Annotated in this window: 21 protein-coding genes, 1 pseudogene and 1 riboswitch; of the genes and pseudogenes, 11 read left to right on the top strand and 11 right to left on the bottom strand. The window is 44.5% G+C overall.

Annotated features, from left to right (window positions below):
• Positions 1-83: 83 nt before the first annotated feature.
• From AC3Y23_RS08125 to AC3Y23_RS08115, 3 genes are all read left to right on the top strand, one after another.
• A complete protein-coding gene (locus AC3Y23_RS08125) occupies positions 84-1,037 on the top strand; it encodes an AraC family transcriptional regulator (protein WP_379197521.1) in 954 nt (317 codons plus the stop codon).
• Between the two features lie 102 nt (positions 1,038-1,139).
• The gene (locus tag AC3Y23_RS08120; RefSeq protein WP_379197519.1) at positions 1,140-1,961 is read left to right on the top strand and encodes a VOC family protein; all 822 of its coding nucleotides are present in this window, start codon (positions 1,140-1,142) and stop codon (positions 1,959-1,961) included.
• 168 nt (positions 1,962-2,129) lie between these two features.
• Complete coding sequence (locus tag AC3Y23_RS08115; RefSeq protein WP_379197517.1) at positions 2,130-3,608, top strand: 4-hydroxyphenylacetate 3-hydroxylase family protein; 1,479 nt, start codon at positions 2,130-2,132, stop codon at positions 3,606-3,608.
• 251 nt (positions 3,609-3,859) lie between these two features.
• On the opposite strand, the gene AC3Y23_RS08110 is transcribed toward AC3Y23_RS08115, so the two are convergent.
• Positions 3,860-4,816 (bottom strand): EamA family transporter, encoded by a 957-nt coding sequence (locus tag AC3Y23_RS08110; protein ID WP_379197515.1) that lies wholly within the window; start codon positions 4,814-4,816, stop codon positions 3,860-3,862.
• 73 nt (positions 4,817-4,889) lie between these two features.
• Positions 4,890-5,000, bottom strand: a riboswitch (purine riboswitch).
• A gap of 82 nt (positions 5,001-5,082) precedes the next feature.
• Between AC3Y23_RS08110 and AC3Y23_RS08105 the strand changes: the two genes are divergently transcribed.
• A complete protein-coding gene (locus AC3Y23_RS08105) occupies positions 5,083-5,505 on the top strand; it encodes a PilZ domain-containing protein (protein WP_379197513.1) in 423 nt (140 codons plus the stop codon).
• A gap of 111 nt (positions 5,506-5,616) precedes the next feature.
• On the opposite strand, the gene AC3Y23_RS08100 is transcribed toward AC3Y23_RS08105, so the two are convergent.
• A complete protein-coding gene (locus tag AC3Y23_RS08100) occupies positions 5,617-6,654 on the bottom strand; it encodes a phosphotransferase enzyme family protein (RefSeq protein WP_379197511.1) in 1,038 nt (345 codons plus the stop codon).
• 132 nt (positions 6,655-6,786) lie between these two features.
• Between AC3Y23_RS08100 and AC3Y23_RS08095 the strand changes: the two genes are divergently transcribed.
• The 3 genes from AC3Y23_RS08095 to AC3Y23_RS08085 are packed head-to-tail and all read left to right on the top strand — an operon-like array spanning position 6,787 to position 9,998.
• Complete coding sequence (locus AC3Y23_RS08095; protein WP_379197509.1) at positions 6,787-7,446, top strand: response regulator transcription factor; 660 nt, start codon at positions 6,787-6,789, stop codon at positions 7,444-7,446.
• Between the two features lie 2 nt (positions 7,447-7,448).
• Positions 7,449-8,852, top strand: coding sequence for a sensor histidine kinase (locus AC3Y23_RS08090; RefSeq protein WP_379197507.1), 1,404 nt, complete (start codon positions 7,449-7,451; stop codon positions 8,850-8,852).
• Between the two features lie 57 nt (positions 8,853-8,909).
• The gene (locus tag AC3Y23_RS08085) at positions 8,910-9,998 is read left to right on the top strand and encodes a hypothetical protein (RefSeq protein WP_379197505.1); all 1,089 of its coding nucleotides are present in this window, start codon (positions 8,910-8,912) and stop codon (positions 9,996-9,998) included.
• 83 nt (positions 9,999-10,081) lie between these two features.
• Here the strand turns inward: AC3Y23_RS08085 and AC3Y23_RS08080 are convergent, their stop codons facing one another.
• The 7 genes from AC3Y23_RS08080 to AC3Y23_RS08050 form a co-directional block, all read right to left on the bottom strand.
• Entirely contained in the window at positions 10,082-11,257 is a 1,176-nt protein-coding gene (locus AC3Y23_RS08080) for a sugar ABC transporter permease (RefSeq protein ID WP_379197503.1), read from the bottom strand.
• Between the two features lie 12 nt (positions 11,258-11,269).
• Positions 11,270-12,790 (bottom strand): ATP-binding cassette domain-containing protein, encoded by a 1,521-nt coding sequence (locus AC3Y23_RS08075; RefSeq protein WP_379197501.1) that lies wholly within the window; start codon positions 12,788-12,790, stop codon positions 11,270-11,272.
• 102 nt (positions 12,791-12,892) lie between these two features.
• A complete protein-coding gene (locus AC3Y23_RS08070) occupies positions 12,893-14,020 on the bottom strand; it encodes a sugar ABC transporter substrate-binding protein (RefSeq protein ID WP_379197499.1) in 1,128 nt (375 codons plus the stop codon).
• A gap of 105 nt (positions 14,021-14,125) precedes the next feature.
• Complete coding sequence (gene xylF, locus AC3Y23_RS08065; protein WP_483874842.1) at positions 14,126-15,232, bottom strand: D-xylose ABC transporter substrate-binding protein; 1,107 nt, start codon at positions 15,230-15,232, stop codon at positions 14,126-14,128.
• A gap of 55 nt (positions 15,233-15,287) precedes the next feature.
• The gene (locus tag AC3Y23_RS08060) at positions 15,288-16,838 is read right to left on the bottom strand and encodes a response regulator (RefSeq protein WP_379197497.1); all 1,551 of its coding nucleotides are present in this window, start codon (positions 16,836-16,838) and stop codon (positions 15,288-15,290) included.
• Positions 16,831-18,282, bottom strand: coding sequence for a sensor histidine kinase (locus AC3Y23_RS08055; protein ID WP_379197495.1), 1,452 nt, complete (start codon positions 18,280-18,282; stop codon positions 16,831-16,833). The genes AC3Y23_RS08060 and AC3Y23_RS08055 overlap by 8 nt, the downstream gene beginning before the upstream one ends.
• Positions 18,279-19,208 carry a sugar ABC transporter substrate-binding protein gene (locus AC3Y23_RS08050; RefSeq protein ID WP_379197493.1) on the bottom strand — a complete coding sequence of 310 codons (930 nt, stop codon included), beginning with the start codon at positions 19,206-19,208 and terminating at the stop codon, positions 18,279-18,281. Before AC3Y23_RS08050 ends, AC3Y23_RS08055 begins: the two co-directional genes overlap by 4 nt.
• Before the next feature lie 582 nt (positions 19,209-19,790).
• Between AC3Y23_RS08050 and AC3Y23_RS08045 the strand changes: the two genes are divergently transcribed.
• Positions 19,791-21,146 carry a DJ-1/PfpI family protein gene (locus AC3Y23_RS08045; RefSeq protein ID WP_379197491.1) on the top strand — a complete coding sequence of 452 codons (1,356 nt, stop codon included), beginning with the start codon at positions 19,791-19,793 and terminating at the stop codon, positions 21,144-21,146.
• Between the two features lie 135 nt (positions 21,147-21,281).
• Here the strand turns inward: AC3Y23_RS08045 and AC3Y23_RS08040 are convergent, their stop codons facing one another.
• Positions 21,282-21,707 (bottom strand): exosporium protein C, encoded by a 426-nt coding sequence (locus tag AC3Y23_RS08040; RefSeq protein ID WP_379197489.1) that lies wholly within the window; start codon positions 21,705-21,707, stop codon positions 21,282-21,284.
• Between the two features lie 216 nt (positions 21,708-21,923).
• Here AC3Y23_RS08040 and AC3Y23_RS08035 point away from each other — a divergent pair.
• A pseudogene (locus AC3Y23_RS08035) lies at positions 21,924-22,234 on the top strand (N-acetyltransferase).
• A gap of 128 nt (positions 22,235-22,362) precedes the next feature.
• A complete protein-coding gene (locus tag AC3Y23_RS08030; protein WP_379197487.1) occupies positions 22,363-23,391 on the top strand; it encodes a MerR family transcriptional regulator in 1,029 nt (342 codons plus the stop codon).
• A 26-nt stretch (positions 23,392-23,417) separates the two neighbouring features.
• On the opposite strand, the gene AC3Y23_RS08025 is transcribed toward AC3Y23_RS08030, so the two are convergent.
• Positions 23,418-24,851 carry an alpha/beta hydrolase gene (locus AC3Y23_RS08025; RefSeq protein ID WP_379197485.1) on the bottom strand — a complete coding sequence of 478 codons (1,434 nt, stop codon included), beginning with the start codon at positions 24,849-24,851 and terminating at the stop codon, positions 23,418-23,420.
• 162 nt (positions 24,852-25,013) lie between these two features.
• Here AC3Y23_RS08025 and AC3Y23_RS08020 point away from each other — a divergent pair, with 162 nt between their 5' ends.
• Positions 25,014-26,015, top strand: a complete 1,002-nt coding sequence (locus AC3Y23_RS08020) for a MerR family transcriptional regulator (RefSeq protein WP_379197483.1) — start codon at positions 25,014-25,016, stop codon at positions 26,013-26,015.
• Positions 26,016-26,050: the final 35 nt, after the last annotated feature.

The raw sequence follows: 26,050 nt of genomic DNA, 5'->3' as shown, positions 1-26,050 counted from the left end.
TGAAAAAATCAGAAAAGTCCAAAATTACATAGAATATTTCAATCAGAAAATACAGACAGATATACAGCTAGGAGGATAGTCTATTGAAATCCCCGAACATCCATGAAATGACCATTTATACTAGACAAGTGAATGCTGTTCTAGATTATATTCACACCAATCTGGACGATGATCTTTCATTGGAGCGACTAGCTGAGGTTGCTGGATTCTCTCCATATCATTTTCATCGAATGTTTAAACATGTCGTCAAAGAAACGCTGAATAAATATGTAAACCGGGTTCGCATTGAGAAAGCCTCCAAACTCCTTGTTTTTCATGAAAACATGTCGCTCACTGAAATTGGATTGGAATGCGGATTTTCGTCCAGTGCAGGATTCTCCCGTTCGTTCAAAATATTCTACGGGATGTCTCCCACTAATTACCGTTTACAGTTTAATATATTTAAGCCACGTAGCGTAACTTTCGCAGAGAAGCATTTCAGGCACAAAATGCAGGTTGCTGGGTATCTTTCAATCGATATAGACGAAACGATCAGGTGGGCACACCATTACGTTCATACAGCTCAGATTGTCCATTTCCCACCTGTCAAAGTATTTTCCATACGTCATTCCGGTCTATCTGATACGGGATTGACCCCGGAATTATCTCATGCCTTCGATAAAGCGTTTCGTCAGGCTCATCATAATGGGTTGCTCTCTTCTGAGCCTGAGATTATCGGCGTATCCTACGACGATCCTTACATGGTCCCTCTTGAAAAGTGTCGATATGATGCATGTGTAACCGTCACGCCCCATTCAGAATCCAGAGATGATCTGGAGATTGCAACCTTGCCCGGCGGCAAGTATGCCGTAATTGAAATTAGAGGCAGTATTCATCTCCTTTGGCTGCTCAGCGGACTTCTTGCCCAAAGCTGGTTGCCGCAGAGTGGTTATGTACTGGATAATCGCCCTATTATTGAAAAACACTTTCACAATCCGCGCACAGATCCTGAGCGGCATTTCCGCAGCCAGTGGTGCTTGCCGATCAGAGGTAAATAGCAATTTTTTTAAAATAGCAAGATTCGTCAAACCATACATAATGGGTTTGTTTAAAATAAGGGGCAGGGAAATCTTTCAAAATAGCAAGATGGGAGATTGCTTATGACAACCTTTACGGTACCGAAATTATATTTTGATGGCTCGGTTGTTGACGTGCTTTGGGACAACCATGAAGAGGCTATTCATTGGTTTGAAAAGTTCATGCTGTGGGAGGTAGACCAAAAGGAGGACTGGAAGCCTGATCCACGCTGTACGGACGGCAGAATGACGCGAATGAATTGGGGTACTTGGCTGATCTCAAGCCTATCGACGGTAAGATTGCCCCATCACTTTGCTGAACGAGGGACAGTGGAATCCAACATCCGATTATGCTGGAGAACTCGAAACCTGAAACAACTGCACAGACACTATAAATCAAGCGGGGTTCGGGTGACAGATATTTATAAAGGGCCGGGCGGTACAACTTACTTTGACTTCTGGGCTACATACGAAGGAATTAGATTCACGGCTCAAGAAGATAAAGAAATACAAGAAGAAGGTTTCGTCCCCTCCTGGATTAGATTGGGCGTTAGCGACCTGGAAAAATCCGTTCAGTGGTATCGGGATTACTTGGGTATGGAAGTGGAGTACGATCTGAGCAAGGATGGCTATGTCATCATGAGCCTACAGTTAAACCATCAACGAGATCAAAAATCCTTATGGGTATTAGAGCAGTTAACAGAAGACGTATATATTGGAAAGGTAGATGGACCTGTTCGGCCAATTTGCTGGGTTACTGATCGTGAGGATTTTTTCAATTATCATACGTTCCTGTCTGACAGCGGTATCGATACCTCGGATATTGGCGGATTTATAACCAGAGGAATGGTCAGCTTTCATGCGTATGATCCCGACGGTAACCGTTTGAATTTCAGCAGCATATAACATTGCTCGATGTATAAAGACTGGATCATAGGGTATTCCACCGCCTGTAGGCGAATGGGGATGCCCTACCTTTTATGGACAATGTACAAGGATGGTCATAGTTGCGTACATTATAAGCAATAACACAGCTTTATATAGTACAAGACGCTGTCCAGAGAGGTGAATCGTGTGCCTGTTAAAACGGGTGATCAATACATCGAGCGAATCGACCGGCAAAATATCAATATCTGTTACAAAGGGGTGCGTATCGAGGGGCCTTTATCCAAGCACCCTGCATTTCAAGGTCTCATACAAACTCAAGCCGAAATGTACAACATGCAGTGCGATGAGCAATATTTGGCACAGATGACCTATCCTTCACCAGAAACAGGAGAACCTGTCGGTCTATCTTTTCTGCCGCCCAAAACTGCTGAAGATTTAGAGCGCCGGAGAAAAATGATTGAACTCTGGTCAAGCAGACATCACGGGTTTTTAGGACGTTCCCCCGATTATATGAACACGGCCATCATGTCTCTGTACACAGCTGCCGATATCCTTGAAGACCTAAATCCGAAATATGCTGAGAACCTCAGGAATTATTACGCCTACTGCCGAGATCAAGACATTACATTATCCCATGCATTCATTCAGCCTCAAGCAAGCAAGATATCGGGGCAGATTGATTCTACAGAGGATTCTATTGCCGCTAAAGTCGTAGAAATCAATGAAGAAGGAATCATTGTAACTGGTGCTTTTATGATGGCCACACAAGGCGCTACATGCGACGAAATGCTAGTATTCCCGAGCCCTTCACCATCACTTGTGGATGATGATAATCCCTTCGCATTTGCCTTTGCAGTACCCAATGATCTGCCTGGGATGACATTTTTTTGCCGTGAAAGCTACGCAGCTTCATCCCTCTACGATCATCCGTTAAGCTCAAGATATGAAGAAATGGATACGCTTGTTATATTTGACCGTGTGCTTGTTCCTCATGATCGTGTATTTTATTACGGAGATGAAGTGTACTGTGCCCGATTGTTCGACGAGAGTCACTTTCATACTCATATGGCTCACCAAATTATCACCCGCTATATTGCAAAAACCGAATTTTTTCTCGGTGTAATAGAATCATTGGCGGAAGAACAAAATTCTGTCTTTGAGTCCTACAGCTTTCAGTCTACATCCAGAATAATAACGTTCTTAGAAACATTCAAAGCGTTAAGACTCGCTTCTGAAATTGGGGCCTCCCCAGACAAATTTGGATATCTTATTCCGGATAAAGGTCCACTTCTGGCCTCAACTATTCACTTTTCAGAGTTTTATCCGGAGATGGTCGAAATGGTGCAAAAGCTCAGTTCAAGCGGCCTCATCATGATCCCCTCCGAATCCGACTTCATTTCAAGTGTCGGTTCGTACCTCAATCAGTATTTGAAGGGTAATGTCTCGGATGCCTGGTATCGAAATGCCTTATTCCGGCTAGCTTGGGAACTGGGAGCGGGAGCATTCGGCGGTCGGCAAACCCAGTTTGAGCGGTTATTTTTCGGGAATTCCCATACCTTGGCCTTCCGCATGTACAATAGCTATGATAATCACGAATACTTCCGCCAAATTATTCGCGAATTTATTGCAACACAAAACCAGCAAACTGATTCAACAAACGAATGAAGTTTCTAATGAAAAAGGAGCAACCCGGTGCTTAGCGCGCCAGAGTGCTCCTTTTTGTATACTTTTATACTTGTAACTCTTAGGTAAGGAAATTTAGCGGTTCAATAAACGCCGCTCGGCTACGGTGACTGCTGTTTTTTTGAGACATGAGCAATTATCTAACACTCCCATTATCTCCAAACACAGCCCTTTAGCTACCATTATCTACAACGTTGTACTGAGGGCTTCGCGTTTTAGTGAAAAAGAATGAATTATAATTTCTTTGCGTCAACACTATTCCAGCGTAACTTGCTTAGCTCCGGAAGCACGACACCCAGTAGCACCAGGACAACTCCGGCCCACTGAAGTCCGCTGACTTGCTCATGAAGCACGAATGAGGACAGCAATACGGCAACCGGCAGCTCAGCAGCACCAAGAATTCCCGCCATACCGCCCCCGATATGAGGCACACCTATCGCAAATAACACAGGTGGGATAAACGCTCCGAACAAACCAAGTAAGCAACCAAACAGTAATAACTGGCTCCAAAGCAACCCGTTAAACAGGAAGTATGGCGGAAATAAAATAAACAACAGTAACATTCCTCCGGTAATCATCCATGCACTTCGGTAGGCCGGATGAACGGCAGGAACAGCTTTACCCGTGAAAATAATAAACATGGAATAGCTTACTGCGGACAGAAGCCCCAAAGAAACACCCATGACATGGAAACGAGCTTCGCCCTGATTCATAATCCCCGCTGCCAGCAACGTTCCCCCGAACAGCAACAGTAAGGTTAGCAGTGTGACCTTATCAGGCCATTTGCGTTTGCTGACCGCTTGAATCAGCACGCTGATCCAAGTGAACTGAAACAGTAGAATGATCGCTAGTGAAGCCGGGATGTAACGAAGGGATTGATAGTACATCAAGCCTGTTACGACTGTTGGCGCTCCAGCCAACATAAGCACTATTCTATTTTTCCACGATAATCCACTTCTAATTACAGCTGAATTACCACTCTCTGCACCTTGTCTACCTTGCATACGCTTTTCTCTAACCTTTGTGTACAGTGCCAACAGCCAGGCAAGTATACACCCCGTCAAGAGCTGGGTTCCGACCACTTCACCCAATTGGTACCCCTTATCGTAAGCCAATACCACAATTGTTGATAATATTCCGTAGCTCATAGCCCCCACCAGGACGGATATTAGATACTTCAAATCTTTCATACTTTCGAACCTCCACATTATTCCAAACTGTTGATATAACGCAAATAAACCTAACTATGCGATAAGGGAACTGAATCATTTTCCTTATCATCGTAGTTAGGAAGAATAGGCTTCCTGTAGAAACCTCCGCCCTTGTGACATTTCCTGAATGCGGAGTTATACGAGAACAATATGTGACAATTATCATCATGACGACCTTTCATATGCTACACGGCAAGTAAACAGATGTCAACCTTTAATACCAACTCTTCACTTATTACGCCTTCATGTCGATAAACTTAGAATACACTTGGAAAAGTATGGAGGAAAATATGAATACTAATCGTAGAACTGAACCTTTTCGTTATACCCTTAAAGAACCTTTTACGTTTGATCTTCATATCCTTACTATCAATGATATTCCAGTCCCCCCAAAACCAGTAAGAGCTGTTCTGTTAGACATCAGCCGTTCCGGTTGTCAACTATCGCTTCCCGTTAATATAAGTCTGGAAAATAATCTAGTACGCGTTGGCATAGAGATAGATCTTACAGTAGAACCTATATACATAGAAGGCACAATGAAGTGGAATAAGGAACAGGACGGCAGTTTTCACTACGGTATCCAATTAGACATTCCGGAGTCCGACCGTGATCGTCTTCCAGGGGTGCTTCGTAAGCTGGCTGGCGAGGGCAAAATAATGGTCCGCTGACATGTTAATAAAGGCATTCCTCGTAAAGAGAGTAAGTGAATCTACCAAATTGTGAGGCACACACCCTGGCGGTGGATTCACTTTTTTATTAACCCCCTCGTAACTTTCCCATCACTCTCTTCCTTCTGGCAAATCCTCCATCAAAATCCCCAGAAGCTCTGCACTGTCGCTTGCCAGCTGCGGCACCTCTACCGCCAACCTCTTTACGTGTTCGCGCAGAACACCAGCTTCATCAGTTCCTTCCAGATAGCGGGTAAGAAAATGAAGGAAAATGTCCATTTTTCTCAGCAGCATCAGCAGTGGGATAGCCTGGATTTCATCATGAGAGAGATGGACCTGACGACTATATCCCCGCCAAAAATCCCGGATCACAGCTCTTTCTTCTGCATGCCCCAGCAATCCGGACAGGATAACTGCCGCTTCCATTGCCCGCACGTCATATGTACAAAATTCAAAATCAAGCAGCGCGGCTACTTGCCCGGGATCGGCTGTCTCCACCAGCAAATTGGAAGCATTCAGATCCCCATGTACCAGCTGATGCGGAAGTCTCTTTAATTCCCACAGCGAGTCCTCAATGTTCTCAATCGTGTCACTAAGAAACTTTAGTTCCTGGGTAAGATCTATGAAGGACTCGGGTGGATTCAAGTAAAATTCCCGAATTGTTCCCCTTGTACATAGCGGATAGGACTGTCCCAGCTCATAATACGGAAGGTACGCCGTAGGCAGTTCCGGATCAATTTCTGCCAATACAACGGACAATGTTCCAGCCGCTTCACCAAACGATTCATAAAAATCAGAATTCTCCTCTAAGGGCGAATCTCCTTCGATATATGTAAATAAACAGGAAAATTTGCCGTCATACTCTTCTAACTGAACCAAAGACTCTCCTGCGGAGGTAAGAATTGGTGAAGGCACTTTAAACGGCAAATCCATGGTTCCCAGCTTTTGCAGCACGTCATGCTCAAATTCGATTTTATGCCTATCCCTGTGCGTATCATAGATGCGCAGCACTGCGCGTTGTCCTTCTTTCTCCACTACATAGGTTGTATTATTCCAGCCCCCGGGCTGCTTTCGCAGTTCCCCATTCCACTCGGGCCATACCTCGCTGATTATATTATTCGTAGACTTGTGCCCCTCTCTCTTTAACATTCTTTTCTATTCTAATAGGTAACAGCGCCTGATGAAACTAGTAAATTTCTGGACAATCCTTCCTCTAGTTGTATATAGTGTATAACGGAAGCGGCACTTCGTCAGTAAGGGAATCAGGAGGAGAAATACGGAATGGCAAATCTATTAGTAGTAGAAGATGAACGAGCAATCAGTGATTTAATTACAATGAATCTGAAGCTGGTTGGACATACATATAGCAAGGCTTACCGTGGACCAGAGGTTTTTGAAATTCTGGAGCGTGAGAAAATCGATTTGATTCTGCTGGATGTTATGCTTCCAGAGCTGGATGGTTTTGAGGTTATGCAGCGGATTGCACCTTTGCAGATCCCAGTGATTCTAATCACCGCCAAAAATTCTTTGGCCGACCGGATCAAAGGCTTCGAACTGGGCGCGGATGATTATATCATCAAACCCTTTGAAATCCTTGAATTGCTGGCAAGAATCAACGTAGTGCTGCGCAGGGGTGAAAAAGGTACTTCCAGCTTCATTTGCGATAACGTTGAGGTGCGTTACCTGGAACGTCAGGTTTTGGTGGATCAGACGCCAGTTGATTTGACTGTCAGGGAATTCGAACTGCTTGAGGTGTTAATCCGTAATCGTAATATTGCATTATCGCGGGAAAAGCTGCTGGAATTAGCATGGGGTTATGATTTTGAGGGCGACACTCGCACCGTTGATGTCCACATCCGCCAGCTACGCAAAAAACTGGGCTGGGAAGAACGGATTAAAACCATTTTCAAACTAGGCTATCGCCTGGAAGTACAGAGTTAATCATGAGATTCTGGCATAAAATTCTGCTGTCGGTACTCCCCCTCTTCATTATCACTCTGGATGTAAGTGTGATTATGGTGATGAAAAAAAGCTGGCAGCTCAATATGGATAGTGAGACGCACAGAGCCTCTAGTGAGCAATTGTTAATCGCCAACAATATTTATGAGAACCTTAATTCTATTCAGGCGCGGGGTAACCCATTGACCCCTATACTACTGACAAGTGTCGCTCAATCCTATGGTGATTACTATCGTAAGCAAGGAATCTATTTGCAGCTCTGGGACAGCGACGGGATGATATATCCTCCTCAGAATGGAAACTTGACAGCGCAAAGCTCGGGAAACGGCAGCGAGCCTGAAGCCTTAGACGTTCGGTCTATTCAGCTCTCCACCCCGCTTCCTGCTCCTTATCAGCATTTGCAGCTTGTCTATCAGCGTGATATCAGCGAGCTCTTCACCAAGCAACAGGAGCTGAGCCGCTTTTTTGTAATGATTAACTGGATCGCGGGTCCAGTACTGCTGCTATTACTTTATCTGCTGATCCGACAGCTAAGTAAGCCGCTGAATCTCCTGTCCGAGACCAGCAAAACGATCGCCGAAGGCGACTATACTAGACGGGTGCAGCTGCGCAGTAAGGATGAATTTGGCGAATTGGCCCTGAACTTCAACCGGATGGCAGAGGCTGTGGAGCAGCGGGTCACCGAACTCTCGGACATGGCTGAGGAGAAACAGAGGATGGTAGATAATTTGGCCCATGAATTGCGTACACCGTTGACCAGCATGCAGGGATTCGCCGAGTTTCTGACCACGGCCAACATTGGACAGGAAGAACAGCAAACTGCGGGCGACTATATTCTTAGCGAAACTCTCCGTCTCAAGAACCTGGCCTTTAAGCTGCTGGATTTGTCTGTCCTCCGGCGTCAACCGCTGACACTCCGGCAGGTGGACATTCCGAAACTGTTTCAAACGGTCCAACACACGGAACACCCCAAATTAGCGAGTGCAGACATACGACTTCTTGTTCAACATAAGATCGCTACTGTTTGGGGAGACGCAGATTTGCTGGCTTCTTTTTTAGTCAATCTCATTGAAAATGCCATTCATGCCTCCAAGCGAGGTAGCGAGATCTATATGTTGGCCTATGAGCTGAGCGGAGAAGCCGTGCTGGAAATCCGCGATACGGGTGTCGGACTCTCTGCAGAACAGGCTAAACGCGTGTTTGAACCGTTCTACCGGGGAGATCAGGCGCGTTCACGCGAATACGGCGGCGCTGGCCTAGGATTATCCTTATGCCGGCAAATTGCCGAAGCACATCAGGCCAGGTTAACCTTAGACTCTGATCTTGGCAAGGGGACTTGTGTGCGTATCTTTTTACAACTCCATAACAACTGCCCTCCTACTCTATAACATCTTTGGATTAAGGTTAGGTAGATTCATCATCCAATCCCTATGGAGGTTAAGTTAATGAACAACAAGAAGATTTCAACTACACTCACAGTGCTCTTGTTCTCTGGAAGCGTGTTAGTGGTCAGCGCAATGATTGTCCCAGGATTTGTGAATACCAGCGTTGCCAAGAGCATTCCTGTCGTGCAGGACACGGGCAAGCAGACCTTGATCAGCAGCAAGACGACTGTCTTAAAGGTTGAGGCAGAAAACCCAAAGACTACGGTCACCGACGTAAACAAAGAGTTGGAGCAGCTGATGACCCAAGAAGAATTCCAGCAAATTTATAATTTTGTGGACAAGCCCGATAACGAGCTTACCTCCAACAGAGAGATGACCGAGGATGAAGCGAATCGGAGGCTGATATTGCAAGACCAGTATTTGTATGACGGTCTCCGCCCGAAGCAGCCCCTTCCGTTAAATCCGGGACAATCGGAGTATTATTGGGACTTGGACAAAAACAAGATCCATTATCCGAATCGACCATTGACTGATGAGGAACTCTTGGAGTCTACAGACTGGATTTACCGGATGAACTATGCCCTCTCCAAACGGAACATTGTAACACCGCTGGATTCCAAAGATTTGAGTCAGGCTGATGCCGTCGCCCTCGCCACTACAAGTGTAAGGAAGCTATTTGGTGCTGATGTCTCCAAATTGGAAGTATATGCTAATTTAAATGATATCATATTATTAAATAAAAAATCTTGGATGATTACGTTTGCTCCTTATAAATCGGACACTTTAAGAGCACAAGGTAAGGAATTCTGGCAATATACAGTAATCGTTGATTACCCTACACGGACGGTAGTGGATACGACAGCCGCAAATTTCACTCTAAAAAGAACCCCGATCAGTGCTGAAGCTGCCAAGGCCATCCAAAAGGACGCAACCTGGATTCACGAGGCTACGAAAATAGTAACTGACAAGCAAGGAGAGACCCGAAAAATCACTATGGCCTACCTGGTAGATACCGACAAAAATGATAGTCGCGGTATGGTAGACGTCAAAATGTTACTCGAAGACGGCAGCAGCTATACTGCAGAGTTGCGCTACCCGGATAAGACGCTTCGTTGCCTTCTCTATGAAGAAGCAAAGGCTAAGAAGTAAAAAACCTTCAAGATATCCACCTTATCACGACAAGGTTTCATTCTCTTGAAGGTTCTTGATTAGCCGCATGACATTTACAACTATTACGCTCTTTGCTTGCGAGTCATAACGTCGAAGATTACCGCTAAAGCTAACACTGCACCACGGATAATGTATTGATACGAAATGCCTACCCCGATCAGGTTCATACCATTGGATAACGACACCATGACTATGGCACCAATGATGGAACCAGTCACTTTACCAACACCGCCGGCTGCAGATACACCACCGACATAAGCAGCAGCAATCGCATCAAGCTCAAACAACGTACCTGCCGTTGTTGTAGCCGACTGCAGTCGTGCTGTGTACATAATACCAGATAGTGCTGACAGCATTCCCATCGATCCAAATACGATGTACGTAATCTTTTTCACACTAATACCGCTCAAATGAGCAGCTTCCGGGTTGCTGCCTACTGCATAAATATGCCTTCCCAAAACCGTTTTGGTAGTCAAGAATTGATAGATCACAACGACAAGCAGCATAATAACGACCGTCCAGGAGAATCCATTATAACCAGATATAATCCAGGTAATGTAAGCAATAATAGCGGATACGAATACAAGCTTCAGCGTGAATATGCCTTTTGATACGACCTCGAAGTTGTATTTCAGCTTATCCCTGCGCTTGACAATCTCGAAATAAATGTACAATAGGATAACTGCAATCCCTAGTAGTAACGAGAGCATCGTTAGCCCGCCAACCTTGGCAATCGAAGGAATATACCCTGTTCCAATTGCATTAAAAGTTTCATCCTTGATACTGATTGTACCTGATTTCTCTGTTACCTGTAGCAGAGCACCCCGGAAAATCAACATCCCTGCTAATGAGGCCACAAAGGATGGGATTCCGATTGAAGCAACGAGCACCCCGTTGAACATTCCAATAACGATCCCCAGAATCAGAATGACGGGGACAGTTATAATGACTGGAACGCCCCACTGTGTCAGCATAATCGCACAGATCGCTCCCATGAAACCTGCTGCGAATCCGACCGATAAGTCAATATGCCGAATTACAATCACCAATGTCATGCCTACCGCAAGCACCGCCGTATATCCGGTAGCATCAAGCAAATTACTAAGGTTACGGGATGAAATGAACAAACCGTCGGTCATGACTGAGAAGATGAGAATAATAACTAGCAGTGCAATGTACATCCCATATTCACGAATATTTACCTTCAACAATGATCTAGCTTCCTTCAAAAAATCCATGGTGCGCTCCTCCTATTGCGTAGCAAACTGCATGATTTTTTCCTGATTTGCCTCTTCTACAGGCAGTTCACCCTTAATCCGTCCCTCAGCCATCACATAAATACGATCGCTCATGCCGAGTACCTCGCCCAATTCGGACGAGATCATAATAATACTCATCCCTTCATCAATAAGCCGATTCATAAGGGTATAGATTTCAAATTTCGCACCGACATCAATACCCCGAGTAGGTTCATCCAGAATCAACAGCTTAGGACCAACGAACATCCATTTGCCCAGTGACACCTTCTGCTGATTCCCCCCGCTCAGATTACCTACCAGTTGTTCGATCGTTGGCGCTTTGATATTCAATGATGTCTTGTAATGATTCCCTATCTTCACCTCTTCATTATCATTAATAACGCCCTTACTGGAGATTCCTCCGTGATTTGCAGCTGTCAAATTGCTCTTGATATCCTGAATCAGGAACAGCCCATCTCCCTTTCGATCCTCCGTAACGTAAGCGATGCCCTTGGCGATCGCATCACTTGTATGGCGGAATACCTGTGCTTCTCCGTCTACGAGCAGCTCACCGCTCAGCCTATAATGCTTCGGATTCCCAAAAATGCTCAAGGCCAGCTCGGTTCGCCCTGACCCCATGAGACCCGCAATGCCTACGATCTCACCTTTTCTTACGTGGAGATTAACATCAGCAGCAACAGCTCTTCCCAGCTTGCTGTCATAAGCACTCCAGTCTCGGATCTCCAGAAGCTTATCACCAAAACGCTTCTGCTCCCTTTTCGGATAAATATCCTCTATTTCCCGGCCGACCATATGTTTAATGATGACGTTCTCCGAAATCTCACCTTGCGCAGCATCTAAAGTGCATATTGTTCTCCCGTCCCGCAGCACAGTGACTTTATCTGCAATCGAGATGACTTCCTTCAGCTTGTGCGAGATCATAATGCAAGTAATGCCCTGGTTCTTCAGTTCCCGCAGCAAATCCAACAGATTCTCGCTATCATTCTCGTTCAGCGCGGCGGTTGGTTCATCAAGAATTAACAATTTCACATTTTTGCTAAGTGCCTTGGCGATCTCCACAAGCTGCTGCTTGCCAACCCCCAAATCCTTAATCAGAGTCTCCGGATTCACATTCAGCTTCACCTTACCTAGCAAAGCCTTCGCTTGAATAATGGTCTGGTTCCAATTCACTACCGAACGTCTAGCAATTTCGTTGCCGGCAAATATATTCTCGTACACCGACAAATCCGGGAATAACGCCAGCTCTTGATAGATGATCGCGATCCCGGCCTTGACGCTGTCGCTGATTTTGGCGAAGCTCTGTACCTGGCCTTCAAAGATGATGTCACCCTTATACGTTCCATAAGGATAGACCCCGCTAAGCACCTTCATTAGCGTCGATTTCCCGGCACCATTCTCACCGATCAGACAATGAATCTCTCCTTTGCCAACCTTGAAATTCACATCGGTCAGTGCCTTGACCCCGGTAAACTCTTTCGAAATATTATCCATTTCCAGAATGTAATCGCTCATAGCTCTGCTCTCCTTACTGAACAACTTCGATAGCGAATAGTGATAGAGCTAGGACGCCGCTATCACTATTCGTTCCTATTGCGGTATAATGGCTAGGAAATCTTATAATCCTGTGAATTCATCTGCTTTGTAATAACCGGAATCAATGATTTCCTTCTTCACATTGCCCTTATCCACACTAATAACATCCGTTTGTTTCGCCTTAACATTTTTTGTCCCGTTATCGTATTCACCGGTTGTCTCTGGCGTATGACCATCCAGAACGCTAACTGCTGTATTGATGGCATCCTTAACGAGTGTACGTACATCCTTGAATACGGTCATGGATTGTTTACCATCAATGACGTATTGAATGGAAGCCTTCTCAGCATCTTGCCCGGTAACAACAAAGCTAGTAATCGCAGAATCTGCAGCGAATACATCGGCGATAGAACGAGCCGTACCATCATTAGGAGCTAGAATCGAGACATCTCCCTTAAGATCAGCTGTAGCAGAAGTCAGGTGAGTCTGTGCTTTGTTCTTGGCTTCATTCGCATCCCAGTTCGTTGTTACCTGACCAATGATTTTGCCAAGCTGGTCACGGGATAGCTCCTTAGACCCTTGCAGAGCTACAGCTTCACTGGAATTAGCAATTTTAAACGTTCCGTCAGCAATTTTAGGTTGCAGCACTGTCCAAGCACCTTCGAAGAATAGGAAGGCATTGTTGTCAGATGCAGCACCTGCATAAAGGTAGAGCGGCTGACCATTACCTTTGGCGTGATCCACCAAATATTGTGCTTGCGCCGCTCCTACGGCCTTACTGTCGAAAGTTACATAGTAATCAACGGCTTCTGTCTTCGTAATCAGACGGTCATAAGCGATTACAGTAATGCCTTCTTTCTTAGCCTCTTCTACAGCTGATGCTGCCGCATCTCCATCTTGAGGGCAAATAATCAATACTTTGATGCCCTTGTTAATTAAAGTCTGCACATTCTCTTTCTCTTTAGCAGATGAGCCCTGGCTGAATAAAATATCTGTAGAATATTTCGTACTCGACAACGCATCCTTGAAGCGTTGCTCATCTTGCACCCATCTTGGTTCATCCTTTGTCGGGAGTACGATCCCCACATCTACCTTCTTACCACTGCCACTGCCACTACCACTGCCGCTACCGTTATTACAAGCTGACAGCATGGCCCCAAATACTGTAATGATCAATAACAGGGAAATTACTTTGAACCTTCTCTTCATTTAATAAGCCCCTTTCGATATGATCTGTTGTTCTAACAAGAGCAACTATATCATCTCTTCCGGGGCTTGAAAGCGCTTATCATTAGCATTTTTTTGTAAACATCTTCACTTTTTTATGCTAGGCTCGTCCTTCTCGTGAGTTACACCGTATACGTCTTCCTGCCGGTGAAATCCGTCCTTAATGAGAGTCTCCTTCAGATTCGTATAATCAACCACGATCGGAGATAACAGGACGGAAGGCACCTCAATTTTGCCGTTATTCACTTTACTATTGGCTTCCACCTTTACTCCCTGTGCCAACCGCACGGCAAGCACAGCCGCCTCGATAGCCAGTTGCTTAATCGGTTTGTAGACGGTCATCGCTTGTGTTCCTGCTACGATTCGCTGGGCGGCTGCAAGATCCGCATCCATCCCTACAACCGGAACTTTTCCTGCCAGCCCTTGAGAGGCGAGTGCTTTGACGACTGCACCGGCGGTAGCATCGTTAGCTGCAATTACAGCATCAATATCGTTATGATTGGCCTTCAGTGCCTGCCGCATATTCTCCAGCGCATTCGCAGGTCTCCAATCCTTGGTCCATTGATCATAGACCACAACAATATCCCCATTATCAATGTATGGCTGCAGCACCTCAAACACCCCTTTTTTGAACATAAGTGCATTGTTATCGGTATCAGCCCCGCCGATGTAGACATATTTGCCTTTGGGAACCCATCTTGTCATGGCTAAGGCCTGTAAACGCCCAACTTGTTCGTTATCAAACGACACATACAAATCAAGGTCGGAATTCTTCACCAGCCGGTCGTAAGACAGTACCTTAATTTCAGCTGCATGCGCCTTTTTCACAATCGTTGCCATAGCTTCGGCATTATGTGGCACAATAACGAGCACATCTACGCCTTCGCTAATCATTGTCTCCACCTGCGCGATCTGCAAGGCATCATCGCCGCTCGCCGCCATGACCACTACCTCAGCCCCTAAAGCTTCAACAGCTGAACAGAATAAATCCCGATCCTTTAACCACCGTTCCTCGATCAATGTATCCATTGCAAAACCCACCTTGATTTTGTGCTCTCTTGGCTTGGAGGTCTCTACTATATCAGACTCATCCCTGGGATCTTCTGGATTGCTTGGGGCAGGGAAATACGAAATCAGCAGCAGCACCAACAGTACACCACATATTGCACTTCCCCATCTCCAATTCACTTTCATCTACACTGCCCCCTTCGATTATTCGCTGCTTCTGCTCAGGACATGCTCCTGAATCTCAACCTCTACCTCCTAGCAGTTGCTTGCGATATTCAGTTGGAGACTTACCACTCATTTTCTTGAACACTTTACTGAAGTAATTGGGATCATGGTAGCCTATCTCAAAGGTAATCTCTTTCAGACTTTTGGCGGGATCACTCATCATTCGCTTGGCATGCTCAATTCTGCATTCCGTTAAAAAATCAATATAATTAATCCCGAGTTGCTCCTTGAACATCTTACTAATGTAAAATGGACTTAGTCCTACCATCTGCCCCATACTCTCCAGAGTAATGTCCTCATGTGAATGTTCAACAATAAACTGTCTTAGCTGTTGAACAGCATCAGGATTCATATGCTCTAAGTGTCCTGCACAAGTCCGCTCCATGCCCTTAAGCAGAGCTTTGGCTTCACTTCGTAGCTGGCGATAGTCCTGGGCTTGGAATGAATATAACGGTCTCTCAAATTCAATTCCCATCTCCATCATCCCCCTGGCAGCTACCCATACCAGCTCCAGCATTCGCTGCTGAGTTTGCAGCAGACTTGCACCTTCACTCTCATAACGACGAATCATCTCCAGCATGATCTCCTGGATTTGCTCCCATTCGCCCAGCCGAATGCGTTCAGCGATTTTACGTTCCCACTGCATAGCTGAGTTTCCATCAGGGACAACGCCGAGTGTTGGCATATCTTCATAGAAACGATACCTGCCAGGAAGCGTCAGGTCCATTGAAGCCAGCATGGCCTCCTGGTAGGATTGGCGAATATGGTCCAGTGACCGGCATTCTCCGCCAATGCCAACAAACCAGCCTGCTTGAGGTTTCGCACGTCCAGCCAAGCCTAACAATTCTTGAACTGTAGCTGTTGCCTGGCTTCGATATGTCTTCCCTTGTTCACGGAATACAATGACAGCAATTTGGCGGCCAAACAAGGCGCCTACCCAGCCGCTGCCCATGCTTCTGATCTTGCTCTTCACTAACGGGTACAATCCCTCTGACGCAGGGGGCAACAGCACATTCAAAGTAAACATAGCATCCGCTGTCGTCACTCCGAGCAGCGCCATTAACTCATTGGAATGAACCTCATGGACATGATCGAATAACAATTGGGTAACGATATCCGTTTCTACAACAGGCAATACCTTCTGTAATGCTTCTCGTTCACGCTGACTAACGGAGTGAAGCAGTTGTTCCTCTTCAATCTGTGCCAATACCGCTCCTACAGCCGCTATAATCTCGCTCGCCTTACTAGGCTTAAGCAAATAATCCTTCACTCCAAGGCGAATTGCCTTTCTTGCATAATCAAAGGTGTCATAAGCAGTTACCATAATGAATTTGATGGCAGGATGCTCTTTGCTTATCTCTTCTGTCGCTTCAAGACCATCCATTCCCGGCATTTTGATGTCCATCAGTATCAACTCCGGCTGGTGCAGTCGAGCCATCTCAACTGCCATCTTACCGTTTTTTGCTTGCCAGATCTCCAGATCAAGCTCTGGAAACCCTTTACCCAATATCGCTACCAAGCCTTCACGTACCACCTGCTCATCATCTACAATCATAAGCTTAACCATGTCCGCCGATCCCCCTTGTCTTCGGTATGCGCAATATCACCTTGGTTCCTTCATTTAACCGGCTGTCTATATCAATAACATTTTCCAGGCCGTAAAATAATCTCAGCCTGCGTACAACGTTACTGAACCCAATCCCCGTGGAATGTCCCTCATTCTCAGGCGAAGGTTCTTCTTCTAATATCTGTTTTATTTTATGCTCAGCCATTCCAGGACCATCATCACTAATAACAATCTTTACGCGTTCTCCCTCATCACGAATGACAAAGTTAATGATGCCACCGTCTTCACTAGGCTCAATAGCATGAATAACCGCATTTTCAACAATCGGCTGTAAGGTAAGTGCCGGGATTTGAATATGTAGACAATCTTCCTCTATGTCAACAATCAGCCTAAGTCGATCCGTAAATCGAGCGGACTGAATTTCCATGTATTGCTTGAATACTTTAACTTCTTCATAAAGTGTCACTGAACGGTCCAGTCGCTTCAAGTTATAACGAAGTAGCCCAGCTATGCTGACAAGCAGATCGCTAATCTCCTCAGAGCCTTCCAGATATGCCTTCTTGGATATGGTATCCAGCATATTGAACAAGAAATGCGGATTAATCTGGCTTTGCAGGCTACGTAACTGACTCTCTTGGAGCAGCAGCTTGCTCTGCTGCAATTCCTTCTCTAACTGTGCTTTGTCCTTGATTTCCTGAAACAAATTGTTAATGTTAACTCTCATTTGCTCGAACATTCTTGCTAGAAAAGCAATTTCATCCCTTGAGGATACTTCTACTTTCAGATCAAAGCGCCCTCTGGACAGCTCCTTCGCCGCCTGTGTCAGCTTAAGAACCGGCCGGGTAATGCCTAGCGAGAACCAATAAGTGAATAACAGGAGGAAGAACGTGATGGATAGCAACAGCCATATACCAAGCTTCTTCAGCTCTGTAGATTGTTCAATAATGCCGCGATAGAAACGGTCATAGGTTTTAAGCTCCGAGTTAAGCAGGGACAACGTCATCTCAGATATATAGTTCGAGATACGCGTCGCCTCTGAAAATGCGTTACTGGAGTCCTCTGTCTCCTTCTCAGTCTGAAATAGCACCGACCTATCTGCAGTCTCCAACAAACTGTCAATTAAATTTATATAATTCATTAAAGTGAAAGCGTTCTCATTGTTTTTCAAAATGCTTATACTATCCTTGGCACTCCGGAGCTGCTCCTCACTCCAATGCAGTTGCTGGCGATTGCTTGGCGAAGGGTCTTTCAGGAAATTATAAAGCGCAGCAATTGTCTTCTGACTCGCTGTTGTCACCTCATTCATTCTTAAATACCGCTGCAGAATATGATTATATTGGTCTTGCGTCTTCTGATTGTAATAGGTTAGAGCAATCCAGATCGCAGCCATAAAAAAAATGATAACGGCAACAAGTGTCCATATTTTACGCTGGATACTAATCATGGGGTGCCTACTTCCTTCAGGATTTCTATATCCGTTAGATATCCCGCCGTATTCAAGGGAACGACTTCACCCTTTAGCCATTTCATCATCATTTCCACGCTTATCTTCCCCATCTCCTCCGGAGATTGCTTGAGTATTCCGTCAAGCTTACCCTCCTTGAGTAAGACCATCGCATCTGGACTATCATCGAACGAATAGATCGCATAGGGCTCAATTCGGGACCTTCTGCTGATCTCTTGAATCATTGAACCCGTAATATTAGCATTCACTGAGATAAACGCGTTTACACCAGGCTGCATATTCATCGTTTCGCGTATAGACGCTATCACCTGTTCTCTTGCAGCTCCCGTTGACACATATTCCGACACAATCTTTGGATACCCGCGAAGAACATCCTGTATGCCCCGTAACCGTTGCTGCTGATAGTATTCGTTACGGCTGTCCCCTATGACTACAACGATCCCCTGACTATCTATATCAGCAACCAGCTGCTTAGCAATCATCTCTCCAGCTAAATACTGATCAGAGCCAACATATGTCTTACGAAGACTTTCGCTCATAGGGACATCATTGGCAACTGTAATAATCGGAATGCCATAGAAAGCTGCTTTGATCTTGGTCAAGTTCTTGAATTCATCGCTATCCAGACCTTGAACAATAATTCCGTCGACCCGTGATTCAATCGCAATTTCAATCCCTTTAAGGAAATTATCCTGATCCTCTCCATAGCTCCCCCACACTTCAACATTCGCCCCATCCTTCTTTGCTTCCTTCTTGGCTCCATAGCTCACCTGGTTCCAGAATGGTGTGTCCAGATCCCGCGTGATCAGAACCAGCCGGTATTGCGCCTGCTTGTCACTTTCTTGCACTTGATTCGAGGATTGAACAAGCTTTTGGTCAAGCGAGAATAGGCGGCTGGCTGACATGACAGTAAGGACTATAAAGATAAGACAGGCTATTCCAAGTAATATACTTACAGTTTTTCTCAACAAGATACCTCACTTCCATAATTTATGGTGACTGTATTATATCATCTCTAGCAATCACCGCAAGGAGTTATTCTTGAGGTAATCCTACGAGATTTTTCACAATAAAAGGATCACAATGCCCGAAATAGTCTTGTGAAAGAAACAGCACAGACTTAAGGCTAGCCCCTTCCCCTCTTTAGGTCCAGCTCCGTTACACTCCCGAGACTGATGATAAATCCCGCCCCGCTTGTTATATTTTACTAGCTAGATAGATTGAATTAAAAAATTCAACATAAGGAGAGCGAATGGAGGAAAAGTTTGGAACTGAAGGAGCGCTAGCGACGGCCTAAAAGCTTTCCGAAGGAAAGCTCGCTTCGGTAGCTTAAGCTCTCCGGATTTCATCCGCAAATAGCGGTACAATCCCAAGAAATCTGGAGACAACAGCGGCCGAAAGTCCAAACATTTTCCGCAATGCCAAACTTCCCCATGTATACTCCTAGGTTCAATCTATATATTCATACAGCGAAGGAGAATCAACAAATGAAAACCGTATTACGCATCACCATCTATCTAATCGTCTTTATATTAATCGTGGGAGGAACAGGAGCCGTCGGATTTATCAATACAATGAATTCCGGTATGTCAGTTTACGATAAAACCCCGCCCTCATTAACGAATGTCCAAATACCACAATATGACGCTAAAAAACCAACAGTGGCTGTACTACTAGCGAACGAAGTGACAGAGGTGTTCGATTTCCTCGTTCCTTACGAAATGTTTGCGATGACAGAGTCTTACAATGTATATGGGGTTGCACCTGACCGTAAAATCAAATCTCTTACTGGGGGACTCGATGTTATACCTCACTATTCATTCGACGAGATGGATCAGCTGTTAAGTAAAAGTCCAGATATTATTGTCATTCCATTCATGCCGATTTTAGACGATAAGAAGCATGCTCCTGTTCGAGAATGGATTCAAAAGCATGCGAATAAGCAAACGATTTTACTCTCTATTTGTAACGGGGCAGAGAACTTGGCCGATACTGGTTTGTTGAAGGGTAAATCAGCTGCTACACATTGGGGAGACATTAATCGACTTATTAAAAAATATCCAGACATTCAGTGGGTGAAGGATCAACGTTATGTTCCGCAAGGAAATATCGTATCTTCCGCGGGTCTGACATCAGGAATTGATGCTACGTTATATGTCATCTCCCAGCAGTTGGGCGATGCAGCTGCAAAAAAAGTAGCAGATAATATGAACTATCCTTCTTATAAGTATGTATTAGATCCAAATATGAAACCCTTTAATGCCGGACTTAGCGATATCACATACGTATTAAATAATGCTTTTCAATGGAAAAAAGCCAACGTAGGCGTACTCCTGTACAATGGCGCAGATGAACTGGATTTATCTGCTGCATTTGATACATATGGTGCTTCCGGTACGACAAGAACACTAACGGTATCCAATAAAAATGAACCCATCGTAACGAAACATGGTCTGAACCTAGTCGCGCGTTATCAAACACCGAATGCACCTAAGCTCAGTAAAATGATTGTCGTTGGTCACGATGCTGAGACGAGAGCAGCTGACGACATCAAGCAATGGAATAACAGTGACCATAATGCGGAGCTATTGTTCCTGCACCGTGATATGTCCGAGCGCTTTGCAATGGACCCTGCGTTTGAGGATTTAGCCAAACAGGAGGATATCCAAACTGCCAAATTTGCCGCAAAACGTCTTGAATATCGTGCTACAGACCACTTGAAGCTGGAAGGTAAACCTTTTTCCATTGAAGCCTTTGGTCTACCTGCTTTACTGAGTATGCTAGCTATAATTATCGCCTCATTTATTGATAGACGTTTGTTTGGTAGAAAAAAACAAGGATAGTACCCATCGGTCTTTTAAAAAAGCCACTTCATCATGAAGTGGCTTTTCATGCAACCTCTTTTCATATAAGCATGAAGTACAGTTCCCCGGCAACGAAAATGAGACAACTAGAGATGTTATTAATGTAAGTGGTTTTTAGGTTCTCGTTTTTACGGCTAATCCACTAAACGATATAGGACCGACAACATCAGCCCTTGTATTGGCAGTACGGTTTTCTGCTGTGACTGTGTAAACATGCGTTCCCGCTTTTACATTCCGATCTTCTGCTTGGAACGTAACTGCATAATTTTGTTCAGAACCAACAGATTCAATACCTTGTAGTGTGTTGAATATCTCTTTTCCATCACGGAAGATTCTAAAGAGAATTTGCGCAATGCCAGTGACACCACGCACACCCACGGTTGTTACCAAATCTACCCGATTAGGTTGAGCATTTCTTGGGATCCGAATATTGATTGTTGCAATGCGGCTTTTTGCTGGTGAGCGTCGGATTATAAATGAATTTGCTAAGTTGAATTTGTTACGCGGCTGGACAGCAGCTTTATCTAGAATACGGACCAAAATATCAGCTCCTCAAGATTGATATCTCTAATGTATTCTATGTAAACAGAGGACGATTGGGCGATTCTTTAAGATCGAAAAATAAAGCACTAGACTGTCGAAGGTATTAAGTTAACGGACAGTAGAGTTTAATTAAAAACGTTCTTTATTGTTTGTGTTAATTGGGTTTTGTTAGAATATCATTAGATTTTAGTATCGTATATAGGAGGAATAAAGTTGAGGATCGTCTATGCAAATGACTCAGACTATGAATACATCCGAAACCGTGACCAGCATATTTCTGAGAGCTTAATACTATCAAAAATAAAGGAAAAAGAGATATACATTCTGCGAAATCAGGATGAAAATAATATCGGCTTTTCTGGGAAGAAGAAATGAAACAAAAGGACTACAATCTGATTATGACATCCACTCAGGCTGATGAGGAAGCCCAACATTTTTATAGAAAACTAGGCTACAAAGATGCAGGATGCTTAATCCTTGATACACAACCATTGGAAATACTCCTTACAAAAAAATTAAACTAACATCCCATTTGGCATATATTAATCTGGAATACTCCCCCAAGTAGAAGATGAGTGCTCTGAGCAGTATAATGATTACTAAACCTATAGTTGATAGTGATAGAGAGTGATATCATTAGGGGGGAAATCATTTGTATTCGCACACCGAGACCGAACTGCAAGATCAAGAAGGCATGGATTCAAACCTTCCGGCGCAGACCTTTACGATTGGGGAAGTGGCCAAGATGATTGGATCTAAAATCAGAACCATTCGCTACTACGATGAAATTGGATTAGTGAAGTCCACTAGCCATACTGAGGGTAAGCATCGCTTATATACAATGGAAGATATATGGCGTCTAGAACTTACAGCAACGCTGCGCTATCTGGATTTTGGCATTGAAGAGATCAGCCAGCTCCTATCAGGGTCCTTATCTGTCGATAAAGCACTCGATTGGCAGATGGAATCCCTCTCCATCCAGGTTAATGCGCTTACTCATATGATCTCTATTTTACAGCAAGCGAAGCAGCAGCAAGGGGATTCCATGCGTTATCTGTACGATCTTGTTCAAGCCAAAGCCTCAAATGTTGAAAAACGAAAACAGTTTATTGCCGAAAAGGTAGCCGCTACTGAACTCTTTGACGAAGTTCCCTTGGAATGGCAGGATCCCATGCTGTATTTCTTCAATAAATGCATTGTTCAACAAGAAAAAACTACACCAAAACAAATAGCCGCCTGGAATGAGCTGCAAGAAATCATCAATGATCCCCAGTTTATTAACGATGTGAAAAATACGGGCTTTGCCTCTTCTGTCAAAGAACTTCAGCCCCGTTATGATGCAGATACCTGGATCAAGAAGCTGGATCTATTCTATGTCCAATTGACGCAAGCGGTGGAGAAAAAGAAATCTGCTGACAGTCCTGAGGTTCAGGCCATTATAGAAGAAACAATCTCGCTGTATGCGAATACGGAGGAAACATTCTATAACGAGGATTTCCTTAAATCCTATCTCGAACAGGCCGAGCAGACTCGTACACCGCTTATTGAACGCATAGACAGGTTATGTGCCATAATGAGCCCACAATTAAACTTGCTCACAGAAGCAAACCTTGTGTTTATTCAAAACTTGCAACGGAAGCTGGAATCACACAACCAGACAAGCGAACAGCCCAAAAGCTAAGGCCTTTGGGTTGTTCGTAGTTATATTTAGTCATGTAAAATCGTAAAAGCCGGACGTTCTCCAATATTTTGCTCCAATAGCCGGAAAGGCTTCTTTTTCAAGTAATGATCAAAGAAATCCTGCGAATAATCGCTAATGCGATCATGGGTCTCTCGGATATCGCTTCCCTGCATCCATTGGAAAACCGGTGTGAATAGCACAAAATCGGTGAAGCTGCCATGCCTCGTTTTATTCAGAATCATCCAGTAGTTTCCGCCCTTAGTGATATTAGCGAACCTCGGCAGGACCTCCTTCTTCATATCAATCGGGCCATCTGTGGTTGTGTGAATATACGCTACAGTGGAATCCGCACTTATCATCAGAAACGGCTTACCTAAGCCTTCCACCGGAATACGCCGCTGTCCGTATAATATACCATCCATGTTAAGAGCTGCCTTGATTCTGGAATCCGTCATTAACATTTGCACACTGGTCGCTCCGCCGTAGGAATGACCGAACATCCCCATATTATTCATATCCATCCGCCCGGTAAAACGCTGGTCTGGATCATTCGCCGCCAGCCCCTCCACCTGATCCAGTACAAATTTGGCATCCTCTACCCATTGTTCATTGGCATGATCCAGATCGGTGATGGATTTGCTCTCTTCCTGGATTAATGGTGCCACCCGCCCATCAGGGAACACAGAAGCGGTACTGCTATAGGTGTGGTCTATGCCGACCACGATGTAACCATGACTGACCAATTTTTCGACCTGGTAGGTGTTCTGCATTTTATTCCCCGTTAGACCATGTGAAAATAGAAGCACCGGGTAGGACGGCTCTGCATTAGAAATCTCTGCATTCTCTATAGCATGTGTCTTCACATAACCTATAGAAGTAAACAACATCTTAGGGACATGAAACACCTTGCTATATCCCTCAGCAAAGGCTTTGATGTCCGAATGATAGACCCCAACCTTCCCTTTCGCTTGAGCATCAGCAGGGTACCAGACTTGTACCATTAATTCACGTTTGTCATTAGGATCAAGCGTGAGGACCTCGTCCCGACTATCATCTTTCCAATCATAAGTAACCGTACCAATTTTGTACGGACCTCGCGGCTTCTCAAAGGTGAATACGGGAAGTAACAAAGGCAAGGCTACCGTAACAGCTGAATAAATAACGGTCAGCAAGGTCACCAAAATGAGCTTTGCAGTTGATCTTTTTCGAGGTGTTTGTACTCCAGCTTTGTGAGACTTCGATCTCAATCTGATAACGAAAAACAAAAGTGGCACAGCCGTAAGCACATACGCCGGAATCATCGGCCAGCGCATACCTTCTATGATTCCATGCATCAGCATGATGATGACGGAAATCCCGAATAGAATGAGCAGGCCACGCTGCGTCTTGTTCTTAGCGAATAGAATCCAGCCGATCAATAAAATATTGAAAACCACTAACAAAATTTCAAAAAACCTCATATGTAATGACCTCCATGCAGATTGTAAGTTGCTAGCACTAGCTAATACAACTTATTATCTCCAGTAGGTGAGATTCGAGTCCTTTTGATTCTATCTTAATGCAGGAAATACGGCTGGAATTCAATGAGCAGTGCGCAGTATAATTGCAGTAAAACTTTAATCATGAAGACAGAAGTTCTAGCATTGGAGGTACAGCATTTGTATTCAGACAGCGATACAGAACTACAGACCTATTCAATCGGGGAAGTTGCCAAAATGATTGGCTCTAAGGTCAGAACCATCCGCTATTATGATGAGATTGGATTGGTTAAGCCCTCCACTCATACGGAGGGAGGGCACCGGTTATATACGATGGAAGATATTCGGCGTTTAGAGCTTACTACAACGCTGCGCTATTTGGATTTTAGTATTGAAGATATCAGTCAGCTCTTATCTGGAGCCTTATCGGTTGACAAAGCACTCGATTGGCAGATTGAATCACTGTCCATTCAGGTTAGCGCACTTACGAATATGATCTCTATTTTACAACAAGCAAAGCAGCAACAAGGGGATTCGTCCATTAATTACATTTACGATCTTGTTCAAGCTAAAGCATCGAATACTGATAAACGCAAACAATTTATTGGCGAGAAAGTGGAATCTTCTGATCTCTTTGATGGAGTTCCCGCAGAATGGCAGGATCCTATGCTGCATTATTTCAATAAATATATTGTCAATCAAGAGAAAACAACAGCGAAACAAATAGCTGCCTGGAATGAGCTGCAAGAAATCTTAAATGATCCTCAATATTTCGAAGATGTGAAGAACACTAACTATACATTCTTCATTAAAGAACTTCAGCCCCGTTATGATGCAGCTAGATGGATCAAGAAACTGGATCATTTCTATCTTCGATTGACCCAGGCGGTGGAGACAAAAAAATCAGCTGACAGTCCTGAAGTTCAGGCGATCATTGAAGAGTCGTTCTCGCTATACGGCAATGTTGAACAAACCATCTATAACGAGGATTTCCTTAAATCCTATATGAAACATGCCCGGCAGACTCGTACACCTCTTATTGAACGCCTCAACAGGTTATGTTCCATCATGAGTCCGCAAATAAATTTATTCTCAGAAGGGAATCTCGTGTTCTTTCAAAACTTGCAGCGAAAAATGAATTTGTAATATGACCTATAACTGCGAAGAGCCCAAAAGCTAAG

Source organism: Paenibacillus sp. MAHUQ-45 (assembly GCF_058133325.1).
The sequence above is the reverse complement of the archived record's forward strand: the minus strand, read 5'-3'. Positions and strand labels throughout refer to the sequence as shown.